This is a genomic window from Pseudomonas agronomica (genome assembly GCF_025917275.1).
Classification (GTDB): domain Bacteria; phylum Pseudomonadota; class Gammaproteobacteria; order Pseudomonadales; family Pseudomonadaceae; genus Aquipseudomonas; species Aquipseudomonas agronomica.
Genome location: NZ_JAOSHO010000451.1, coordinates 1 through 4,026 on the forward strand (window position 1 = coordinate 1; position 4,026 = coordinate 4,026).

Here is a 4,026-nt window from a genome sequence, read left to right on the forward strand (position 1 = left end):
GGGGATAAATCCCCTCGCCACAAGTTTGTGTGCACGAGCTAGGCGCTGGTGTGCTTCACCACTTCCAGCGGATCCGCATGCACCAGCACCTCGGCCTTCGGATACGCGCGGTGAATCGCATCGGCGGCCTGGTCGCTGATGCCGTGGGCGACTGACAAGGTCAATTCCCCGGGCAATTCCAAGTGCAACTGCACGAACCAATGGTTGCCGGAGATCCGCGTGCGCAGGTCATGGGCACCGACCACGCCGGGCACGGCGCATGCCAGTTCCAGCATGTGCTGGCTGACGTCCGGTGGCAGTTCTTCATCCATCAGCACCGCGAAGCTTTCCCGGGCGATCTGCACCGCGCTCCACAGAATGTAGAGGGCGATGCCCAGGCCGAACCAGGCGTCGAGTTGATACCAACCGAACCCGGCCAGGACCAGCGCGACCAGGATGCTGCCATTGAGCAACAAGTCCGAACGGTAATGCAGCGAGTCGGCGCGCACCGCGTTGGAGCCGGTGGCGCGCACGACCCGATGCTGCAACGCCAGCAGCGCCACGGTCAGCACCAGGGAAAACACGATCACGCCGACGCTGAGCCAGGGCGCGTCCACCGGCACTGGATTTTTCAAGCGCTCGAAGGCCTGCAAGGCAATCAGCACCGCACTGCCGCCGATAAACAGCGCCTGGGCCATGCCCGCCAAGGACTCGGCCTTGCCATGCCCGTAGCGGTGATCGTCGTCGGCAGGGCGCAGCGCGTAATGCACCGCCAACAGATTGAGCAACGAAGTGACGCCGTCCAGCGCCGAGTCTGTCAGGCCGGCGAGCATGCTCACCGAACCGCTGAACCACCAGGCCAGTGCCTTGGCGGCCACCAGGATAAGCGCCACGGCCACCGACGCCCGGGTGGCCAGGCGTAGCAGGCGAGCGTGTTCGGTACCAGTGGTCATGACGCGATCATCCTTGGGCAGCTTCAAGCGGCGGGCTTGAGGCCGAGGGCGGCCAGTTGCTGGGCGTTGCCCTTGTGCTGGATCAGGCGTGGATCGTCCAGCGGGAAGCTGCGGCCCAGCTCGCTTTCAAGGATGGCTTGCAGCTTGTGATTGTTGACCGTGCCGTCGGGGTTGATGGCTGGCTTGAGTTTTTCCGGGTCGATCTGGACGCTCTTGCCCGGTTCGAAATAAATCGCGCCGGTGGCGAAGTCCACGGCAAAGGCGATCAGGCCGGGGATGATGTAGAACAACAGGCCGACGGCGTCGAGCGCGGCGATGGCCGGGTCGATCTTGCCTTCGATCTGGCCGCGACGGTCCGGGTAGAAGATCGAGCCACAGGCGCTGATCTGGGTCAGCAGGGTGGCGACCAGGACGCCGCCGATCACGCGAAAGGGAATACGCATAGCAATCTCCTGAGCAGGTATGGGCGTTGCTGGTTGGAGTCCAGACCACGCTAAACAGTTCGCCGTTATACTCGGCCCTCTGTTTTGGAGCCAGCATGATTTCCTTGCCGATTGATGAAGTTTTACCCGCGCTGCGCCAAGCCCTGGCCAAGCGCCACGAAGCGGTGCTCGAAGCGCCCCCTGGCGCTGGTAAAACCACCCGTGTTCCCTTGGCCCTGTTGAACGAGTCCTGGCTGGCCGGGCAGACCATCCTCATGCTCGAACCCCGACGCCTGGCGGCACGGGCGGCGGCCGAGCGGCTGGCCAGCGAACTCGGGGAAAAGGTCGGCGAAACCGTCGGCTACCGGATTCGCCTCGACAGCAAGGTCGGCCCCAAGACCCGCATTGAAGTGGTCACCGAAGGCATCCTCACCCGTCGCCTGCAGGATGACCCTGCCCTGGAAGGCGTTGGCCTGCTGATTTTCGATGAATTCCACGAGCGCAGCCTCGACGCCGACCTGGCCCTGGCCTTGAGCCTCAATGGCCGTGAGCTGTTTCGCGAAGAACAGCCGCTGAAGATCCTGTTGATGTCCGCGACATTGGAGGGCGAGCGGCTGGCAGGATTGCTGGACGACGCGCCGATCCTGCGCAGCGAAGGGCGCATGTTCCCGGTGGCGGTGCGCTGGGGCCGGCCATTCCAGCCTGGGGAATTTATTGAGCCGCGACTGGTGCAGACCGTGCTCGAGGCGCTGCGCGATGAAACCGGTAGCGTGCTGGTATTCCTGCCTGGGCAAGCGGAAATCCGTCGCGTTCATCAACAATTGGCCGATGCCCTCGGCGACGGCGGCAACGTGTTGCTGTGCCCGTTGCACGGCGAGCTGGACCTGGCCGCCCAGCGCGCCGCCATCGATCCGGCGCCGCCCGGCCAACGCAAAGTGGTGCTGGCCACCAACATCGCCGAGACCAGCCTGACCATCAATGGCGTGCGGGTGGTGGTAGATGCCGGGCTCGCCCGCGTACCGCGATTCGACCCGGGCAGCGGCATGACCCGCCTTGACACCCAGCGCATCTCCCGGGCCAGCGCGACCCAGCGGGCCGGTCGAGCCGGGCGTCTGGAACCAGGGGTGTGCTATCGGTTGTGGTCCGAAGACCAGCACGAACAATTGGCCGCCTATGGCAGCGCCGAGATCCTGTCGGCTGACCTGGCCGGTTTGGCCCTGCAATTGGGGCGTTGGGGCGTGACGCCGCAGCAGTTGGTGTGGCTCGACGTTCCGCCGACCGCCGCGTATGCCCAGGCCCAGGATCTGCTGCAACGTCTCGGCGCACTCGATGGCGGCCAACTGACCCGCCACGGCCAGGCCATGGCCGAGCTGCCGGCCCATCCACGAATCGCCCATCTGCTGCTCCGCGGCCAGGTGTTGGGGTTGGCGGACATGGCTTGCAACGTGGCGGCGCTGCTTGGCGAGCGCGACATCCTGCGCGGCGCCGGGGCAGATCTGCACAGCCGTCTGGTCTTGTTGTCCGGCGAGGAACGCGCGGCACGCGGCGCCCAGGGTGGCGTGCAGCGGGCGCGGCAATTGGCCCGGCAATATCGCGGCTATCTAAGGGGCAAGGCCGAGGAAGCCGTCGCCGATCCCGATCATCCACGCTGGCTCGGTGCATTGTTGGCGTTGGCCTATCCGGATCGTGTCGCCCAGCAACGGCGCCCTGGCGGCGCGGAATATCGCCTGGCCAACGGTCGCGCGGCATTGTTCGCCGAGGCGGACAGCCTGATGAAACAAGCGTGGCTGGTGATCGCCGAGCTGGGCAGTCGCCAGGGCCAGCGGGAAGAGCGGATTTACCTGGCGACGGATTTCGACCCGGCGCTGTTCGATTCAGTGCTGGCCGAACAGGTGCATACGGTCGACCAACTGGATTGGGACGAGCGCGAAGGCGTGCTGCGGGCCGAGCGCCAGCGCAAGGTCGGCGAACTGGTGCTCAGCCGCGAACCATTGACCGGGCTGGATGAAGCGGCCCGCAGCCTGGCACTGGTCAACCTGGTGCGGCGCAAGGGCCTGGAGCTGCTGCCGTGGACGCCGGAGTTGCGGCAATGGCAGGCGCGGGTGGGGCTGTTGCGCCGGCTCGACCTGGAGGCCAAGGGCGAAAGCGAATGGCCGGACGTCAGCGACGCGGCGTTGCTGGGCAGTCTCGAAGATTGGCTGATGCCGTACCTGGGGCGGGTGTCACGGCTCAGTCATTTCGCTAACCTGGACCTGTCGAGCATCGTCCATAACCGGTTGCCCTGGCCGTTGCCACAACGCCTGGACGAACAGGCGCCCCATCACTTGAGCGTGCCTTCGGGGTCGTCGATTCGCCTGGATTACAGCGAGCATCCACCGATCCTCGCCGTGCGCTTGCAGGAACTCTTCGGCCTGGCCGACACCCCGCGCATCGCCGGGGGCCGTCAGGTGGTCAAGTTGCACCTGCTTTCACCGGCGCGTCGGCCAGTGCAGGTGACTCAGGATCTGGCGAACTTCTGGCGCAGCACCTACGCCGAGGTGAAGAAGGACCTCAAGGGGCGCTATCCCAAGCATTACTGGCCGGATGATCCGCTGGTGGCGGAGGCGACGGCGCGGGTCAAGCCGCGTAAGTAACCTGATCCCACCGCAGGCCCACTGTGGGAGCGAGCTTGC

At 65.7% G+C, this 4,026-nt stretch carries 3 protein-coding genes; 1 reads left to right on the top strand and 2 read right to left on the bottom strand.

From position 1 onward, the window contains the following. Positions 1–38: 38 nt before the first annotated feature. A complete protein-coding gene (locus OC610_RS22485; protein WP_264430877.1) occupies positions 39–932 on the bottom strand; it encodes a cation diffusion facilitator family transporter in 894 nt (297 codons plus the stop codon). A gap of 23 nt (positions 933–955) precedes the next feature. Continuing rightward, on the bottom strand, positions 956–1,375 hold the full coding sequence (locus OC610_RS22490; RefSeq protein WP_264430879.1) for a polyribonucleotide nucleotidyltransferase: 420 nt from the start codon (positions 1,373–1,375) through the stop codon (positions 956–958). Between the two features lie 95 nt (positions 1,376–1,470). On the opposite strand from OC610_RS22490, the gene hrpB reads away from it, so the two are divergent. After that, the gene (gene hrpB, locus OC610_RS22495; protein WP_264430880.1) at positions 1,471–3,987 is read left to right on the top strand and encodes an ATP-dependent helicase HrpB; all 2,517 of its coding nucleotides are present in this window, start codon (positions 1,471–1,473) and stop codon (positions 3,985–3,987) included. The last annotated feature ends 39 nt before the right edge of the window (positions 3,988–4,026 follow it).

Excerpts from the sequence above, each read along its gene's own strand:
- OC610_RS22485 (WP_264430877.1), bottom strand. The coding sequence starts at position 932 with ATGACCACTGGTACCGAACACGCTCGCCTGCTACGCCTGGCCACCCGG.
- OC610_RS22490 (WP_264430879.1), bottom strand. The coding sequence starts at position 1,375 with ATGCGTATTCCCTTTCGCGTGATCGGCGGCGTCCTGGTCGCCACCCTG.
- hrpB (WP_264430880.1), top strand. The coding sequence starts at position 1,471 with ATGATTTCCTTGCCGATTGATGAAGTTTTACCCGCGCTGCGCCAAGCC.